The sequence below is a fragment of the Streptomyces sp. SID5469 genome (assembly GCF_009862865.1).
GTDB lineage: Bacteria > Actinomycetota > Actinomycetes > Streptomycetales > Streptomycetaceae > Streptomyces > Streptomyces avermitilis.
Window position 1 is genome coordinate 5,129,047 of record NZ_WWIN01000001.1, and the last position, 14,067, is coordinate 5,143,113.

The 14,067-nt window shown below is 69.2% G+C and carries 14 protein-coding genes, 1 tRNA gene and 1 pseudogene; 13 read left to right on the top strand and 3 right to left on the bottom strand.

The window, feature by feature from the left end; all coding sequences use genetic code 11:
• Nucleotides 1-157: 157 nt before the first annotated feature.
• The 4 genes from tadA (at nt 158) to GTY58_RS21880 (ending at nt 1,619) form a co-directional block, all read left to right on the top strand.
• The gene (gene tadA / locus GTY58_RS21865) at nt 158-586 is read left to right on the top strand and encodes a tRNA adenosine(34) deaminase TadA (RefSeq protein ID WP_010985607.1); all 429 of its coding nucleotides are present in this window, start codon (nt 158-160) and stop codon (nt 584-586) included.
• A 65-nt stretch (nt 587-651) separates the two neighbouring features.
• Nucleotides 652-736 (top strand) — tRNA-Ser (locus GTY58_RS21870).
• A 183-nt stretch (nt 737-919) separates the two neighbouring features.
• Nucleotides 920-1,327 (top strand): hypothetical protein, encoded by a 408-nt coding sequence (locus GTY58_RS21875; RefSeq protein ID WP_137865204.1) that lies wholly within the window; start codon nt 920-922, stop codon nt 1,325-1,327.
• Nucleotides 1,320-1,619: a hypothetical protein gene (locus GTY58_RS21880; protein ID WP_137865203.1), complete on the top strand. Its 300-nt coding sequence runs from the start codon at nt 1,320-1,322 to the stop codon at nt 1,617-1,619. Before GTY58_RS21875 ends, GTY58_RS21880 begins: the two co-directional genes overlap by 8 nt.
• Before the next feature lie 39 nt (nt 1,620-1,658).
• On the opposite strand, the pseudogene GTY58_RS21885 reads toward GTY58_RS21880, so the two are convergent.
• A pseudogene (locus GTY58_RS21885) lies at nt 1,659-2,720 on the bottom strand (site-specific integrase); the annotation flags it as partial.
• A gap of 1,714 nt (nt 2,721-4,434) precedes the next feature.
• Between GTY58_RS21885 and GTY58_RS21890 the strand changes: the two are divergent.
• From GTY58_RS21890 to GTY58_RS21910, 5 genes are all read left to right on the top strand, one after another.
• Complete coding sequence (locus GTY58_RS21890) at nt 4,435-4,614, top strand: hypothetical protein (RefSeq protein ID WP_010985610.1); 180 nt, start codon at nt 4,435-4,437, stop codon at nt 4,612-4,614.
• Between the two features lie 46 nt (nt 4,615-4,660).
• Nucleotides 4,661-4,954: a Dabb family protein gene (locus GTY58_RS21895; protein WP_010985611.1), complete on the top strand. Its 294-nt coding sequence runs from the start codon at nt 4,661-4,663 to the stop codon at nt 4,952-4,954.
• A 141-nt stretch (nt 4,955-5,095) separates the two neighbouring features.
• A complete protein-coding gene (locus GTY58_RS21900) occupies nt 5,096-6,085 on the top strand; it encodes an RNA polymerase sigma factor SigF (RefSeq protein ID WP_042493384.1) in 990 nt (329 codons plus the stop codon).
• Nucleotides 6,086-6,329: 244 nt separating this feature from the next.
• Entirely contained in the window at nt 6,330-7,253 is a 924-nt protein-coding gene (locus GTY58_RS21905) for an RNA polymerase sigma factor SigF (protein ID WP_010985613.1), read from the top strand.
• Nucleotides 7,254-7,583: 330 nt separating this feature from the next.
• Nucleotides 7,584-8,153, top strand: a complete 570-nt coding sequence (locus GTY58_RS21910) for a hypothetical protein (RefSeq protein WP_306292865.1) — start codon at nt 7,584-7,586, stop codon at nt 8,151-8,153.
• A gap of 28 nt (nt 8,154-8,181) precedes the next feature.
• Here GTY58_RS21910 and GTY58_RS21915 read toward each other — a convergent pair whose 3' ends face one another.
• A complete protein-coding gene (locus GTY58_RS21915; protein WP_037647654.1) occupies nt 8,182-8,382 on the bottom strand; it encodes a hypothetical protein in 201 nt (66 codons plus the stop codon).
• A 243-nt stretch (nt 8,383-8,625) separates the two neighbouring features.
• Between GTY58_RS21915 and GTY58_RS21920 the strand changes: the two genes are divergently transcribed.
• From GTY58_RS21920 to GTY58_RS21935, 4 genes are all read left to right on the top strand, one after another.
• Nucleotides 8,626-9,141 carry a MarR family transcriptional regulator gene (locus tag GTY58_RS21920; protein ID WP_010985616.1) on the top strand — a complete coding sequence of 172 codons (516 nt, stop codon included), beginning with the start codon at nt 8,626-8,628 and terminating at the stop codon, nt 9,139-9,141.
• 22 nt (nt 9,142-9,163) lie between these two features.
• The gene (locus tag GTY58_RS21925; RefSeq protein WP_010985617.1) at nt 9,164-11,725 is read left to right on the top strand and encodes an MFS transporter; all 2,562 of its coding nucleotides are present in this window, start codon (nt 9,164-9,166) and stop codon (nt 11,723-11,725) included.
• A gap of 110 nt (nt 11,726-11,835) precedes the next feature.
• Complete coding sequence (locus tag GTY58_RS21930; protein ID WP_010985618.1) at nt 11,836-12,657, top strand: YceI family protein; 822 nt, start codon at nt 11,836-11,838, stop codon at nt 12,655-12,657.
• Nucleotides 12,658-12,726: 69 nt separating this feature from the next.
• Nucleotides 12,727-13,197, top strand: coding sequence for a PPOX class F420-dependent oxidoreductase (locus tag GTY58_RS21935; RefSeq protein WP_010985619.1), 471 nt, complete (start codon nt 12,727-12,729; stop codon nt 13,195-13,197).
• Nucleotides 13,198-13,269: 72 nt separating this feature from the next.
• Here the strand turns inward: GTY58_RS21935 and GTY58_RS21940 are convergent, their stop codons facing one another.
• Nucleotides 13,270-14,040, bottom strand: a complete 771-nt coding sequence (locus GTY58_RS21940) for a TetR/AcrR family transcriptional regulator (protein ID WP_010985620.1) — start codon at nt 14,038-14,040, stop codon at nt 13,270-13,272.
• Nucleotides 14,041-14,067: the final 27 nt, after the last annotated feature.

A 14,067-nucleotide genomic window follows, 5' to 3' on the forward strand; every position in this document is an offset into this window, starting at 1 on the left:
GCCCGGACGGGACAGCACGGCGGACGCGCGTGCCGGACCCCGCGGCCGCGGCATGACGCCCTGCCGGAGAGGCTCTGGAATTCCGGTGAGCAACGCGGAGGAGACGGCCCGGACGGCCGAGCGGCCCGATCCGGTACGTGACCCCTGGCGGGCCGCGATGCGGCTCGCCCTGACGGAGGCCGTACGCGCCGCCGAGAGCGCGGACGTCCCCGTCGGGGCCGTGGTGCTGGCCCCGGACGGTTCGGTGATCGCCCGCGGGCACAACGAACGCGAGGCGACCGGCGATCCGACGGCGCACGCGGAGGTACTGGCCGTCCGGCGGGCCGCCGAACGGCTCGGCCGGTGGCGGCTGTCCGGCTGCACCCTCGTGGTGACGCTGGAGCCCTGCACGATGTGCGCGGGCGCGCTCGTACAGTCCCGGGTGGACCGGGTCGTCTACGGCGCCCGCGACGAGAAGGCCGGCGCGGCCGGTTCCCTCTGGGACGTCGTACGCGACCGACGCCTCAACCACCGGCCCGAGGTGATCGAGGGCGTACTCGCCGACGAGTGCGCCGGCCTCCTCACGGAGTTCTTCCGCGAACGCTGACCCGGACCCCGGGCCCCCCGATACGGATTTCAGACCACGGCCCCCCTTGGGGTAGGGTCTCCCTCGGTAGCGTGTCCGAGCGGCCGAAGGAGCTCGCCTCGAAAGCGAGTGTGGCGCAAGTCACCGAGGGTTCAAATCCCTCCGCTACCGCAGGTAGGAGAGGCGCACGGTTCATCGAACCGTGCGCCTCTTCGGCTTCCGTCTCAGTTCCCGTCTCAATCGAGACGCTGGGTGCAGGCAGATCTCTATAAACGGCGTGCATCGAGCTTTCGGGGAGCACACTCTCAGTGAGTGAACCGATGCAGGCGCCGAGGCGCCTGAGGGGGGCGGAGCATGGATGCTGGAGTGATCTCACTGCTCATTGGCTGGGCAGCGGTGATCGTTGCTGCGGCAGCAAGCGGCATCGTTCGGGACCTTTTGGCTTCGATCTTCCGCCGCCCGAGGAAAACATCCATGTTCGTCGAGGTTGACGGCAAACGGATTGAAGTAAGCGGCCCCAGCCTCAAGGAAGTCGCAGCGGCCATTGACGAGTACGTACGCGTGGCAGGCCTGGCGAACGAACGCGTACGCCAGGACAACAGCGGCCCTTCAGACGAGACGCCAGAAGTACCCCCAGACGACACACCCTCTAGTCAAAACACCATCTACAACATCAGCACCTTCACGGGTGGTGTCTCCACTGTGCAGTCCTCGAGCACCCAGGGAACACCGGGTGGAGCAGGGGGTGGGTCAGGTGAGTGAGAGCCTCGCGAACACCCGCACCGACGTTGCCACCCCAGCTCTGGCACCTGAGACAGCGCCAGAAGCGGTTGCCGCCGCCCCAGGGGTCACGACGGTAACCGCGCACTTCAAGCTGGTCTTCATCTGCGTGACCGTGATCACAGTGCTCACACTCCTTGCCAGTCTTTACATCGGAATCTTCGTAGAGAAACCGACTGAGGCTGCCAAGTCCGCTATGGACACCTGCTCGACCCTCGCAAATCTGGGCTTCGGCGCCATGGTCGGGCTCTTGGGCGGCAAGGCTGTGCAGTAGCAGGGGGCAGTGACCGTCACCGCCCCCTGCGGCAAACGGCTACTCCCAGATGAGCCCGTCAAGCTGACGAGCAACATCGCTGCGAACTGAGTCCACCATGTGCTGGTACCGCGCAGCCATGGCCGTGGTGGACCAGCCCATGAGCCCCATGACGGCCCGCTCCGAGACTCCGAGGATCAGCAGGACTGTGGCGGCGGTGTGACGGGCGTCGTGCAGTCGGCCGTCTCGGACCTTCGCATCGTCAAGCAACTCCTTCCAGTCGTCGTAATCCGTCCGGGGTGATGTGCCGCGCCCGGTCGGCGTCGCGAAGAGCCATCCTTCGTCCGTCCAGTCGGCGCCGGCCGCCGCTCGTTCGGCCTGCTGCTTGGCCTGGTGCGTCCGCAGCAGGTCTACGAGCTGTGAGGGCAAGCCCACGGCCCGCCGACCGGCGCGAGACTTCGTGTCAGCCGTCTCCGGGTTGGTCCGCTGACGCTGCGAGCAGTACCCGGCTTTCCTCCCGCAGGTGTCCCCGCACCCGTGGGCGTAGCGCGGTCGGCGGCGGCTCCGCCGGACCATGAGCACGCCCCGGTCAAGGTCGACGTCCGCCCACTTGAGTCCGAGCGCCTCACCCTGCCGGAGTCCGAGGGCGAGGGCGACGGCCCACCGGGCGGAGTTCCTGCGGTAGTCGGCCGCCCGCAAGAGCCGCTGTACTTCTTCGACGGTGTAGGGCTCGATCTCCTCTTCGCTGACGCGCGGGGACTTGGCGAGTTGGACGGGGTTCCGGGCAAGGTGGCCGCGCCGTACCGCTTCGTTCAGCGCGGTGCGGAAGGTGCGGTGAATCTGGTGGATCGTCCCCGCCTTCCGGCCGTCGGCGACCATGCGCCCGTAGAAAGCCTCGATGTACTCGGGCTTGAGTTTGTCCAGCCGGTGAGCACCGAGGGCGGGGATCAGGTGCTTCCGCACGGCGACGCCGTACCCGACCATGGTGTTCTCGTTGACTGCGAGCGGGGCAATGTTCTCGACCCAGTGCGTCAGCCACGTCTTGACCGTCCAGGGACGCCCCGCCTTTCGGATGCTCTTGGCGTCGCGTTGCTGCTCCAGCTCGCGGACAGCTGGCGAGATGGCGAGACATCGCCCTCGACGCCGGTGCCACTCCTGTGCTGGTCTACCTCGCAGCCAGCCATGACGAGCTGTGGGCGAGGATCAGCAAGCGCAACGAGTTCCACGCGAAAGATCCCAACTCGATCTACTTCTCGGAGAGCGACCTCCAGCGGTACCGCACCCGGTTCATCCCCCCTCAGGCAGACGAACCGCACCTCGTGTACGACGGCGATACTGCGGCCGTAATCGCGGCTCTGGACGCCTCCGGCCCTGGGTGCGCAGAGGGTTAATCTTTTACGTTGCCGCCGTCTTTTCCTTGCGCTCACAAGAGGTCTGACGCCACCAGCCCCGAGGGGCTAGGACCTCTCGGTGCACCACCATGCGAGCGACAATCCGGCCCACTGTGTGATCTGCATCACGCAAGATGGCCTACCCCCGACGATTCGGCTTGACCCGGGGCCGAGGTAGGGGTATTGGCCACTCCGCCGACGACACTGCACTTCGGCGAGCCGTACGGCCTGACCTGCGCTGCACTACGGGCAGTGACGGGCAATTTTCGATGGCCTAGTTGAACAATTGTGACGCATCACACGTTCCTTGATTCCCTCGTCGCGCTTCGCTGTCATCAGTGCAGGAGGTCCCTACAGGGGTCTTCACGGTGGCCAGCCGCAGCCCTGAAACGGCTGCGGCCCCCTGCTGCGAACAGGGGGCCGCCGGGTCTTCAGCCGATCTCCAGAGGAGTCGTCACCCATGTCCCATCGTAGTGATGCACCTAGAAAGTGCCAGACTGACGAGACGCAGGTCACGGCTCGTCACCCCTGGAACTACACCGCGAGGGCCGCCGCCACCGGAGGCTGCTGTGTGTAATGGCCTCTCCCCTACACAAGTCGCATCCCGGCTCAAGGAGCTAGACCGGATTCAGCGTCGCCTAGAGGCCGCCGGGTTCACCCTGTGCGGGGTGCTCTTCATAAGCACCGCCGGATGCTACGCCGCCGTCATCTTCTCCGCGCAGGCTGCGAACGGGCCGGCGACGACAGCCTGGGTCGCTTTCGCAGTACTCTCCTCCGGCATCTCCGCAGCATTGTTCAAGGCCACCCGGAGTGCGCAGAAGCGGCGCAGGAGCCGTAAAGCTTCACCAGGCGGGGCGGAGGTGCCTGCGGCTGGAACCGCTCCAGCTTGCGCCCATTGACCAGTGCAAACGGGGGGCGGGGTTGGGTGCCCCACCGAGACTCCGCCCGTCTCACTTTCCGTCTCATTCATTGCTGCTCAGAGTCGTCCAGGGTCGTTCAAACCGACCCTCGGGCACGGCGCCAGTACCGAAATGAACGCCCCTGAACACGCGCGTATCGCGCTCTGACCAGCACGAACAGACCTCGAAAGCGAGTGTGGCGCAAGTCACCGAGGGTTCAAATCCCTCCGCTACCGCTTGTGAAGGGCCCCGTCGAAAGACGGGGCCCTTCGTGCGTCCGGGACGGGACCGGGCCCCCGGATTCCCTGCCGCGCCCCGTGTCCGCCCCCACCCCCCACCGCCGGCCGGCCCTCAGCCGCCCCTGTCCCCCGCACGGCCCGGCACACGGCCCGGCAAGGGTCCTCCGCCCTCCGCGCGTTGGTCCGCAAAGGCGCGGTGAGGACGTGGTGGACACGTGATCCTTTAGGGGCCTCCGAACACATGCCCGGGTTACACTCACCGGCGGCAACCGGGCCCCGCGGGGCGCAGGAGACGGGGGAGGCCGCGGTGGCGGTGCAGTCGAAGAAGATCGCTCTCTATGTGCTCGTGGTCTTCGTGCTCTACGTGATCATCACAGACCCGGCCAAAGCGGCCGACTATGTCCAGATAGGGTTCGAGGGCATCTCCAATGCCGCTCAGGCCATCGGCGACTTCATGTCATGGATCGCCGACGGGGCCAAGAACTGAGGCTCCCCGGAGCCGGGCGGCCGACGTCGCACCCCTGGGAGCACCCGTGATCCGCCACTTGGTCCTCTTCAAGCTCAATGAGGGCGTCGAGCGCGACGACCCGCGCGTCGTGGAGGGCGTACGCGCCTTCCGCGCCCTCGGCGGTCAGATCGACGAGCTGCGCTTCTGGGAGTGCGACTGGAACATCACCGACCGGCCCATCGCGTACGACTTCGCGATCAATTCGGCGGTCGAGGACACGGACGCCCTCAAGCGCTATCTGGAGCACCCGGCACACCAGGCGGGCGTCGCACTGTGGCGGGAGTTCGCCACGTGGGTGATCGCCGACTACGAGTTCTGAGCGCCCCCGGACAAGCCCGCACAAGCCCTCCGCCGAACCGGCCGGGGGCTTTTGCGCGCCCTACGCCCCATAACACGCCCAACTCGCCTTCAACACGGAGTTATGCGGTGCTTGCACACAGTGCACATGTCTTGTGATGCTATGACCGCTTTTGACGGTGAGTTGACGGATGCGTTGACGGATGAAGAGGTGGCGTTGACCTTGTCGGCCAGTACTGCGCCACCCCAGGAAGGTGCTCCGGCTCCCGCTCCGGCCCCCTCCGTCCTACCCGCCACCGCCCCCGCCCAGGCCGCCACCCCCGTTCAGACCCCCGTTCAGACCCCCGCTCCCACCCAGTTCCAGGACACCGCCGCCGCCCCCGAGAAGCGCCGCGGCGCCGACACCCGCGCCCTCACCCAGGTGCTCTTCGCCCAGCTCAAGGACTTGCGTCCGGGCAGTCCGGAACACAGCCGCGTCCGCGGGGCGCTCATCGAGGCCAACCTCCCGCTCGTCCGCTACGCGGCCGCCCGCTTCCGCAGCCGCAACGAGCCGATGGAGGACGTCGTCCAGGTCGGCACCATCGGCCTGATCAACGCGATCGACCGCTTCGACCCCGACCGGGGCGTGCAGTTCCCGACCTTCGCGATGCCGACCGTCGTGGGCGAGATCAAGCGGTACTTCCGCGACAACGTCCGTACGGTCCACGTCCCGCGCCGGCTGCACGAACTGTGGGTGCAGGTGAACAGCGCGACCGAGGACCTGACGACCGCCTTCGGGCGCTCCCCGACCACGGCCGAGATCGCCGAGCGGCTGCGCATCACCGAGGAGGAGGTGCTCTCCTGCATCGAGGCCGGACGCTCGTACCACGCGACCTCACTGGAGGCGGCCCAGGAGGGCGACGGGCTGCCGGGACTCCTCGACCGGCTCGGCTACGAGGACCCGGCCCTCGACGGGGTCGAGCACCGCGACCTCGTACGGCATCTCCTCGTACAGCTGCCCGAGCGCGAACAGCGCATCCTCCTCCTGCGCTACTACAGCAATCTGACGCAGTCCCAGATCAGCGCCGAACTGGGTGTCTCCCAGATGCATGTGTCAAGGCTGCTCGCCCGTAGCTTCGCGCGACTGCGATCCGCAAACAGGATCGAGGCGTAACCGACAAGAGCGAATCGCTCATCGGCGCTCTTCCCGACAGTTCTGCGCTGATAAACCGTCAGACCCCCTTTATCCAGGGCGTATTCACCCTCTCCATGTCGACATGTCACTACAGCGTGTTGCCGACATGTGACATTCTGCCGGAAGCGCGTTTGCCGCGGCCTCGCCTCCGGTATTCAGGTGGAGGCTGCGTTCCTCCGACGGGAGCGTCCGCCGCGACCGTCCGCGACCCAAAGGGGGTGGCATGTCCGCAGACCAGGGCAGCTCGAAGGTGCTCACGCTCACGAAGAGCGAATCCGCGCCCGACGTGCTTCATGACGTCCCGGCCGTCCCGGCCTCGGAAGCCCCGACCCTTCCGGCCCCGGACCTTCCGGCCACGGAAGTCCCGGCTCCGCAGACCTCGGGGGCCATCGACACCCGCACCCTGTCCCGCTCCCTCTTCCTGCGGCTCGCCGCACTCGACGAGAGCAGCCCGGAGCGCGCGTACGTCCGGGACACCCTCATCGAACTGAACCTCCCGCTCGTACGGTACGCGGCAGCCCGCTTCCGCAGCCGCAACGAGCCGATGGAGGACATCGTCCAGGTCGGCACCATCGGCCTGATCAAGGCGATCGACCGCTTCGACTGCGAACGCGGCGTCGAGTTCCCGACGTTCGCGATGCCGACGGTCGTGGGCGAGATCAAGCGCTTCTTCCGGGACACGTCGTGGTCGGTCCGCGTGCCGCGCCGCCTCCAGGAGCTGCGCCTGGCCCTCACCAAGGCGAGCGACGAGCTCTCCCAGAAGCTGGACCGCTCGCCGACGGTCGCCGAACTCGCCGCCGTCCTCGGCGTGTCCGAGGAAGACGTGGTCGACGGACTGGCGGTGGGCAACGCCTACACCGCCTCCTCCCTCGACTCCCCGGCCCCCGAGGACGACGGCGGCGAGGGCTCGCTGGCCGACCGCCTCGGCTACGAGGACACGGCACTGGAGGGCGTGGAGTACCGCGAGTCGCTCAAGCCGCTGCTCGCCAAGCTGCCGCCGCGCGAGCGCCGCATCATCATGCTGCGGTTCTTCGCCAACATGACGCAGTCGCAGATCGGCGAGGAGGTCGGCATCTCACAGATGCACGTCTCCCGCCTGCTGACCCGCACGCTGGCCCAGCTGCGGGAAGGCCTCATCTCCGACTGAGGCCTCGCGGACCCGCAGGTGCCTGAGAGGCCGTACAGGTGCCTGAGGGTTCAAAATTGACGGATCGTCAGCCACACTGGCGCGATGCGTCGAGGGCCGAGTCAAAGGCTGAGTCGAGGACTGAGCGGAGGGCCTGGCCGTAGGCCGGGTGCAGCACCGACACATGGCCGCCGAGGCGCTCTTGCGGGCGCCTCGGCGGCTTTGGTCTGCCTGGGAGCCGTACTGGCCGCGTGCGGAAACGGCGGGGGCGGCGGGGGGTATGCCGCGGTGGGCCCCGGGGACACACCCCGGGCGTCCGGGGCGGCGGCTCCTACGGGGGATGTGACGCTGGTGCCGCTGGACGGTGCGTCCGTCTCCGGCAGCCCCGGCCGAAAGTCTTCGGCGGCCGACGGCAACTCACCCGGCGGCGAAGGCGGTTCGGGGCCGTCCGCGTCCGGTGCGCCGGAAGGCTCCGGTTCCGCGCCGTCGGGCGGCCGTGCCGACCCCGGTCGTGCGCACGGAGGTTCGCCGACCCCGTCGGTGTCGTCCGGCGGCGGGGGCGGGGGCGGCGGCGGTGGCGGCACGTCGACGGGCGGGAGTGCGACGCTCGGCGGGCCCGCCGCGCTGAGCGTGAGTACTCCCGTGCGCGAAGCGTCCGACAAGCGGTGGTGCGAGAAGGTGACCGTTTCCTTTCACAACACCGGTGGCGGCGCGGCGCGTTCGGGCACGGTGACCTTCGGTACGCACATCATCGGGGCGCTCGGGATCGACTGGGCGACGATCGAGTCCACCGAGGACCTGCCCGTCCCGATCGCCGCCGGCGCCACCCGGAAGAAGACCTGGACGGTGTGCGTCGACGCCTGGCGCGTACCGCTGGGCATGCACATCGAGACCCGGGACGTGTCCGTCCAGGGGGAGTGAGCTGCCGCCGGCCCGGCCGCCCGGACGATTACTTCAGCGCGAGCCAGGCGACGGCCGCGACGACCACCACGGCGACGACGATGCCGACGATCAGGCCGAGGCGGGGTCCGGCGGGAGCGGGCGCCTGCGGCTGCTGACGGCCCTGCGGGCCCTCGTCGACGAAGGCACGGAACATCTGGGTGCTGCCGGCGGGGTCGTAGTTGCCCTCGGGGCCCTGGGTGTTAGCCATGGCCCAGGACCCTAGCGAATACGCGGGGACTACCCAAGTGGGGCCCCTGCCGGGCCGGACGTCCTCGCCCTCGGCCACGGGACGGGCAGGGCGTCGATCGACCGCTCCTGACCTCCCCACCTGCGGCTTTACGCCTGCCAATACTTGCCTTTGCCAAGTTTTTATCCCTGAAGACCCTATTTAGTTTGCCTGCGGCAACCAACTTTCCTATGGTTGCCCTAAGCAACGAATACGGGAGGTGTGATGGCCGAGCAGACGCAGTACGAGGAACTGGCCCGTCAGCTCAGCGCCTTCGGTGCCGTGAAGCGGGACATGACGCGGATCCTGCCGCACGACTGTCCCGGCGGCTCGGCCGCCGTGCTCACGCTGCTCGGCCGCCACGGCGACATGCGGATGAGCAGGCTCGCCGAGCTGCTCGCCGTGGACATGTCGGTGACCAGCCGCCATGTCACCCACGTCGCGGACCGGGGCTGGATCGAACGGTCCCCCGACCCCGCGGACAAGCGCTCGCGCATCCTGCACCTCACCGCTGCGGGAAAGGAGCAGCTGGGCGAGCTGTCCCGGCGCTCGTCGCAGCTCCTGGCCGAACGGCTGAGCGACTGGTCCGACGACGAGGTCGGTCTGCTCATCCAGCTCATGGCCCGGCTGCGCGAGAGCTTCGGCGACTGCCGCTCCACGCTGCGGCCCCCGCACCCGTATTCGACGGAGGCCGACGACGTAGTCGGCCCGCCCGTTCCGACCACCCGTACACCCGCATAAGACACGTAAGAAAAGGAAGCCCATGGCAACGACCACACCAGCCGGTGTGCGGGGCTCTCACGCCAAGCACGGAGGCGGTCCCGACGGCGCCCCGATGACGCACCGGCAGATCATGGAGGCCCTCTCCGGTCTCCTGCTCGGCATGTTCGTCGCGATCCTGTCGTCGACGATCGTCTCCAACGCCCTGCCCGAGATCATCGGTGACCTGGGCGGCGGCCAGTCCGCCTACACCTGGGTCGTCACCGCCGCGCTGCTGTCCATGACCGCGACCACGCCCCTGTGGGGCAAGCTCGCCGACCTGTACAGCAAGAAGGCACTCGTCCAGATAGCCCTCGTCATCTATGTGCTGGGATCGGCCGCCGCGGGTCTGTCCCAGAACGCCGGCACGCTCATCGCCTGCCGGGTGGTCCAGGGCGTCGGCGTCGGCGGTCTCTCCGCCCTCGCCCAGATCGTGATGGCCGCGATGATCTCCCCGCGCGAGCGGGGCCGTTACTCCGGCTACCTCGGCGCGACCTTCGCCGTCGCCACCGTCGGCGGCCCGCTGCTCGGCGGTGTCATCACCGACACCTCGTGGCTCGGCTGGCGCTGGTGCTTCTACGTCGGTGTGCCGTTCGCGGTCATCGCGCTGATCGTGCTCCAGAAGACCCTGCACCTGCCCGTCGTGAAGCGGGACGTGAAGGTCGACTGGGGCGGCGCGTTCTTCATCTCCGCGGCGGTCTCGCTGCTGCTGGTCTGGGTCACCTTCGCCGGTGACAAGTACGACTGGATCTCGTGGCAGACCTACGCGATGGTCGGCGGCGCGATCGTCCTCGGGCTGCTGTTCGTGCTGGTCGAGGCCAAGGCGAGCGAGCCGATCATCCCGCTGCGGCTGTTCCGCAACCGCACCATCACCCTCTCCTCCATCGCCTCGCTCTTCGTGGGTGTCGCGATGTTCACCGGCACGGTGTTCTTCAGCCAGTACTTCCAGCTGGCCCGCGACAAGTCCCCGACCATGTCGGGCGTGATGACCATCCCGATGATCGGTGGCCTGTTCATCTCCTCCACCGTCTCCGGCCAGGTCATCACCAAGACCGGCAAGTGGAAGGCCTGGCTGGTCAGCGGTGGCGTCCTGGTCACGGCGGGCCTCGGCCTGCTGGGCACGATCCGCTACGACACGGACTACTGGAAGATCGCGATCTTCATGGCGGTCATGGGTCTAGGCATCGGCATGATGATGCAGAACCTGGTGCTGTCGACGCAGAACCAGGTGGCCCCCGAGGACCTCGGCTCGGCCAGCTCGACCGTCACCTTCTTCCGGTCCCTCGGCGGTGCGATCGGTGTCTCCGCGCTCGGCGCGGTCATGGCCAACCGGATCACCGACTACGTCAAGGACGGCCTGACCGACCTCGGCCCGAAGTACGCGGCCGCGGCCGCCGGGTCCAGCTCCTCCAGCAGCATCCCGGACATGGACAAGCTGCCCGCGCCGCTGCGCACCGTGATGGAGAGCGCGTACGGGCACGGCATCGCGGACGTCTTCCTGATCGCCTCCTGCCTGGCGCTGCTGGCCTTCGTCGTCACCCTCTTCATCAAGGAGGTTCCGCTGCGGACCTCCGGCGGTCTGGCGCAGGCCGCTCAGGCCAACGCCGAGGCGGCGACGCCGACCGGTGTCACCGGAACCCCCGAGGTCGCGGAGGCCACCGAGGCCGCCACGGCGTCCGGCGCGGCGCAGGAACAGGAGAAGGTCCCCAGCTGGGCCGTCGCCACCACCGAGGCCGGTCCCGAGGGCACGCAGCCGCTGTCCGCGGTCGCCACGATGGCCGCCGGCCCGGGTGAGCAGGCCTTCGGCGGGATCCCGGTACGCGGCTACGTCCGCGGCACCGAGAGCGCCCCCGTCCCGCAGGCCGCGGTGACGCTGATCTCGCTCGCGGGACGGCAGCTCGGCCGGTCGGTCGCGCAGTTCGACGGCTCCTACGCGGTGGACGCGCCGGGCACGGGCTCGTACGTCCTGATCGCCTCCGCCGACGGCTTCCAGCCGCAGGCCTCCACGATCGTCGTGAACGACGAGCCGGTCGCGTACGACATCCTGCTGAGCGGCACCAGCGGCCTCAGCGGGGTCGTGCGGGCCGTCGAGACCGGGACCCCGGTCAAGGACGCCATGGTCATCGTGACCGATGTGCGGGGCGATGTGCTGGCCACCGGGACGACCGGTGAGCAGGGCGAGTTCTCGTTCGCCGAGCTGGTGCCGGGCGCCGTGACGGTCGCCGTGAACGCGGCGGGTCACCGTCCGCTCGCCCTGCCCGTCGAGGTCGGCGGCACCGGGGTCACCCGGGTCGAGGTCGAGCTCAGCTCCGGCGCGCAGGTCCAGGGTGTCGTCCGGGCACCGGGCGGGCCGCTCGGCGACGCGCGGGTCACGCTGGTCGACGCGGCCGGCAACGTGGTCGGCACGGCCAGGACCGGTGCGGACGGCGCGTACGCCTTCACCGACCTGGACAGCGGCGAGTACACCGTCATCGCGACGGGCTACCCGCCGGTGGCGACGGCCCTGACGGTGGGCGGCCGCGGCGTCGACGACCACGACATCGCGCTCTCCCACCCGGGCGAGTAGGCAGGACCCCGGCTCGTGGGGGCGCGCTCTGAGCGGAGGTGCGCCCCCGCGGGCCGGATTTTTTTGAGCGTTTCACGGGGATTTCCAAGGATTTAGAGGGAGAGCACACGATGGGACTGACCGCACGGATCCGCACCCGGGACGGATGGGCCGTGTCGCACGCGGTCGTCACGGTGACCGATATGACGGGCGCCCAGGTGGTGCGCGCCGAGGCCGACGGGGAGGGCGTCGTCCGCGACGGGACCGCGCTGGCGCCCGGCGCCCACACCGTGATCGTCACCGCCGTGGGGTACGCGCCGGCCGCGTCGAGCGCCATCGTCACGGCGAGCGGCCGGGCCGAGGTCGGCACTGTGACGCTGGCTCGGCAGGGCGGCACCGAACTGCCGCCGCCCGGCGCCTGGACCATCGACCCGGCGCACTCCTCCGTCGGTGCCGTCGCCCAGCACCTGGGGATCTCCAGCGTGCACGGCCGGTTCACCGAGTTCGCGGGCCGCATCGAGATCGCGCCCGACGACGTGGCGAAGTCCCGCGTGGAGGCCGTCATCGGCGCCGCGTCCATCGACACGGGCAACGCCATGCGTGACGGGCACCTGAAGTCGCCGGACTTCCTGGACGTGGAGACGTACCCGCAGATCACCTATCGCTCGACGGGCATCGGCGCGGCCGGTTCCGACCGCTGGACGGTGCACGGCGAACTGACCATGCACGGGGTCGTACGGCCGGTCGACCTGGACCTCGCCTATCTGGGCACGGGCTCGGACCCGTGGGGCGGTACGCGGGCGGCCTTCCGGGCCACGGCGGAACTGCGGCGCGAGGACTTCGCGATGAACTACAACCAGGTGATCCAGGCGGGCATCACGGCGATCGGTACGACGCTGAAGGTGGAGCTGGACATCCAGGCGGTACAGGGCGACACGCTGCCGCAGGCGTAGGCCCAGCAGGGTCACCCTCACCGGGAGCGGCAGCCCGGCACCGGCAGCCGGGGACCCTAAGCTGCCCGCATGGCACCGAACATCGCGACGAACACCTCCGTATCGCTGGACGAGTTGCTGGAATTCGTACGTCCCCGCCACCGCGCGATCCTGCTGACGCGCCGCACCGACGGGAGCCCCCAGGGTTCGCCCCTGACCTGCGGGGTCGACGACTCCGGGCGCATCGTCGTCTCGACCTACCCCGAGCGCGCCAAGACGCGCAACGCCAGGCGGGACGAGCAGGTCAGCCTGATCGTGCTGAGCGACGACTGGAACGGGCCGTGGGTCCAGATCGACGGCACGGCCGAGGTCCTCGACACCCCCGACTCCGTCGAGCCACTGGTGGAGTACTACCGGAACATCGCCGGGGAGCACCCCGACTGGGACGAGTACCGGGAGGCGATGATCAAGCAGGGCAAGTCCATCATCCGGATCACCCCCGAACGCTGGGGACCGGTGGCGACGGGGGGCTTCCCGGCGCGGCTCGCTTCGCAGGAGTAGGGCGCCCGTCCGTCGCCGTGGACGGGCCGGCCGTAGGCGGTCCGGTCCCCCGGGCGGTCCGGCCGTGGGCGGTCAGCCGCGTTCCACCATCGCCTCGATGCCCGCGATCAAGGTCTCCAGGGCGAAGGTGAAGTCCCGTTCCCTCATCTCCTCCACCGTGTCGCCGCCGCGGGCCTCCATGAGGTCCGCGGACTGGTGGACGGCCTCGCCGACTTCGGGGGCCTCGGTCACCGCGCTCATGGCCTGGCGGAAGTAGTCGTCCTGGCTCATCCCGGCCGCCGAGCAGCGCTCGATGAAGTGGCCCTCGATCGTGCCGAAGCCGTACACGAACTGGAAGACCGCCGAGATCGCGCCCATCTGCCCGTGCGCCGGCAGCCCGGTGCGGCGGATCACCCGCTGGACCGTGAGGGAGAAGTCCAGCGAGTGCGGGCCGATGTTGAGGTACGTGCCGGCCAGCGGGGACAGCCAGGGATGGCGCACCAGCAGCCCCCGGTACTCCGTGGCCAGCGCCCGCAGCTGCTCGCGCCAGTCCTCGTCCGCGTCGGCCGCCGGCAACCGCAGCTCGCCGAAGGCCGCGTCCAGGGCGAGTTCGAGCAGATCGTCCTTGGTGTCGACGTACCAGTACACGGACATCGCCGTGACGTTCAGCTCCGCCGCGAGCCGGCGCATCGAGAACTTGGCCAGCCCCTCCGCGTCCAGCAGCCGCATCGTCGCCCGGGTGATGCGCTCCCGGTCGAGCCCCGACGGCTGCCCGCCGCGCGCCCCGCCGCCCCGGGGCACCTTGCCCTCCAGCCAGACGCTGGTCCGTGCCGGACGCTCGGCCCGGTCGGCTGCCCTCACCATGGCGCACCTTCTCGCTGCTGTCGGACT

What these genes read in the sequence shown, in the direction of transcription:
- GTY58_RS21930 (WP_010985618.1), top strand. Translation starts at nt 11,836, where the DNA reads ATGGGACTGACCGCACGGATCCGCACCCGGGACGGATGGGCCGTGTCG.
- tadA (WP_010985607.1), top strand. Translation starts at nt 158, where the DNA reads ATGCGGCTCGCCCTGACGGAGGCCGTACGCGCCGCCGAGAGCGCGGAC.
- GTY58_RS21940 (WP_010985620.1), bottom strand. Translation starts at nt 14,040, where the DNA reads ATGGTGAGGGCAGCCGACCGGGCCGAGCGTCCGGCACGGACCAGCGTC.
- GTY58_RS21925 (WP_010985617.1), top strand. Translation starts at nt 9,164, where the DNA reads ATGGCAACGACCACACCAGCCGGTGTGCGGGGCTCTCACGCCAAGCAC.
- GTY58_RS21900 (WP_042493384.1), top strand. Translation starts at nt 5,096, where the DNA reads ATGACCGCTTTTGACGGTGAGTTGACGGATGCGTTGACGGATGAAGAG.
- GTY58_RS21905 (WP_010985613.1), top strand. Translation starts at nt 6,330, where the DNA reads ATGTCCGCAGACCAGGGCAGCTCGAAGGTGCTCACGCTCACGAAGAGC.
- GTY58_RS21915 (WP_037647654.1), bottom strand. Translation starts at nt 8,382, where the DNA reads ATGGCTAACACCCAGGGCCCCGAGGGCAACTACGACCCCGCCGGCAGC.
- GTY58_RS21875 (WP_137865204.1), top strand. Translation starts at nt 920, where the DNA reads ATGGATGCTGGAGTGATCTCACTGCTCATTGGCTGGGCAGCGGTGATC.
- GTY58_RS21935 (WP_010985619.1), top strand. Translation starts at nt 12,727, where the DNA reads ATGGCACCGAACATCGCGACGAACACCTCCGTATCGCTGGACGAGTTG.
- GTY58_RS21920 (WP_010985616.1), top strand. Translation starts at nt 8,626, where the DNA reads ATGGCCGAGCAGACGCAGTACGAGGAACTGGCCCGTCAGCTCAGCGCC.